This is a genomic window from Candidatus Woesearchaeota archaeon, from assembly GCA_026394965.1.
Taxonomy (GTDB): domain Archaea; phylum Nanobdellota; class Nanobdellia; order Woesearchaeales; family 0-14-0-80-44-23; genus JAPLZQ01.
On record JAPLZQ010000114.1, the window covers coordinates 1 to 1,786 of the forward strand.

General features: G+C 41.5%; 3 protein-coding genes. 2 read left to right on the forward strand and 1 reads right to left on the reverse strand.

Going from position 1 to position 1,786, the window contains the following annotated elements; genetic code table 11:
* Positions 1–424, forward strand: a 424-nt coding sequence (gene uppS / locus NTV63_05355; GenBank protein ID MCX6710346.1) for a polyprenyl diphosphate synthase, incomplete at its 5' end; no start/stop codon positions are given.
* Here the strand turns inward: uppS and NTV63_05360 are convergent.
* Complete coding sequence (locus tag NTV63_05360) at positions 425–949, reverse strand: hypothetical protein (protein MCX6710347.1); 525 nt, start codon at positions 947–949, stop codon at positions 425–427.
* 265 nt (positions 950–1,214) lie between these two features.
* Here NTV63_05360 and NTV63_05365 point away from each other — a divergent pair.
* The coding region (locus NTV63_05365) for an METTL5 family protein (protein ID MCX6710348.1) at positions 1,215–1,786 on the forward strand (572 nt) is incomplete at its 3' end.

A 1,786-nucleotide genomic window follows, 5' to 3' on the forward strand; every position in this document is an offset into this window, starting at 1 on the left:
CAGGATTAGAATCAGATTTATCGGAAGAATCAGCATGCTCCCGAAAAAGATAAGGAATGAAATATCTGCTGTTGAGAAAAAAACAGGAAGATTCTCAGGATATTTCTTTAACTTTGCAATTGCCTACGGCGGAAGGCAGGAAATTCTGGATGCTGCAAGGGAGATTGCAAGAAAGGCAGTTTCAGGAAAGATAAATCCTGAAAGAATAAATGAAAAAGTGTTTGAAAGCCACCTTCTCCTGAAATCAAAGCCGGACATTGTGATAAGGACTGCCGGCGATTTAAGAACGAGCAATTTCCTTCCCTGGCAGTCAGCATACTCTGAGTGGTTTTTTATAAAAAAGAGCTGGCCTGAATTCAGGAAATCAGACCTGAAAAGGATAATTCTTGAATTCTCGCATAGAAAAAGGAATTTCGGCAGGTGATTACTGCCTTGAGCTTCCGCTGAGCTTCTTCTCCTGAAGCCTGTCATTCTGGAACTGCTTTATCATGGCTTCATTTATCCCAAGCACATTTTCTTTTGCCTGAAGGTTCCTGAAATCAGGCTCAAGCAGGAGAAATGTCTCCTTCCCCTGGTATTTCTTGAAAATCGGGATTCTCTTTTCAATAAGGTTTGTAACATAATTTGCAACAAGGTTTTCAGTAAGCCCCAGTTTTTTCGCGATGTCAGAATACATGAGAAGGTGGTCAGTTGTGTAAAGAATCAAAAAAACCTCCTGCTCTCTTGCGGTAAGGGGCTCAATATTCACATTGCTGCTCACCTTGTTTGCAGTAACAATCAGCATCTGCATCTGCTCAATCTTCTCATTCAGCTTGTCAATCTTTTCATCAAGCCTGCATAGATAAGCATAGTTGGACTGGATTTCGTTTGTGTCCTCGTTTATAGTGTCCAGCTGCTCCTCAAACTCATCCTTTACCTTCTTGAATGACTCAGCAATCTTTTTATTCAAGCTTTCAAGGTTGAGTTTCCTTCTCCTGAATGAAAAGCTAAAAATAATATCACCCTCTTGCTTAAACCTTAAATGTCCGGGGCAGCTGCTGCTTAAAAACATTTATATAATCAAAAGAATATTTTTTAAAATGAAATCTTAGGGAACGAAAAGGTTACGTTGAAGTGACGAAAAATCTGCGCGGTTTATCGACGGGAAATCTCTTTTTTCAGGCAATGCGTCACTATGCCATTACTAAAGCGCCACATATTCAAGGGGTGAGAAAATGAAATTCCAGCTTTCGAAGTCAGGAATAGCAATAGCGCTTTCAAGGCTGAGGGTTTTTGAGAAGCCGAAGCTCATGGAAGAGCAGTACCCTACTGATTCTGAGATTGCTGCAGAGATTCTCTGGTTCTCGCACATGAGCGGGGAAATCTCAGGGAGGACTGTTGCAGACCTGGGGTGCGGGACAGGAATCCTCGGGATAGGTGCGCTTCTCCTTGGCGCGCAGAAGGTTTTTTTTGTGGATTCTGACATGAGCGCCCTTGAGCTTACAAGAAAAAACATTCAGTTCCTTGAGCACGAAACAGGGCTTTCCCTTTCAGACAAGGCAGAAATTGTAAATAATGACATTAGTGAATTCAATGATAAGGTAAATCTTGTGATAGAAAACCCGCCGTTTGGGACAAAGCTTGCACACGCAGACAAGCTCTTCCTGGAAAAGGCATTCAAAATAGCACCGGTAATATATTCAATCCACAAGGCAGAGTCAAAGAATTTTATTGAATCCATTGCAAAGGAGAGCAGTTTTAAGATTACCCACTATTTTGAATTTGACATGCCTATAAGAGCAACCCA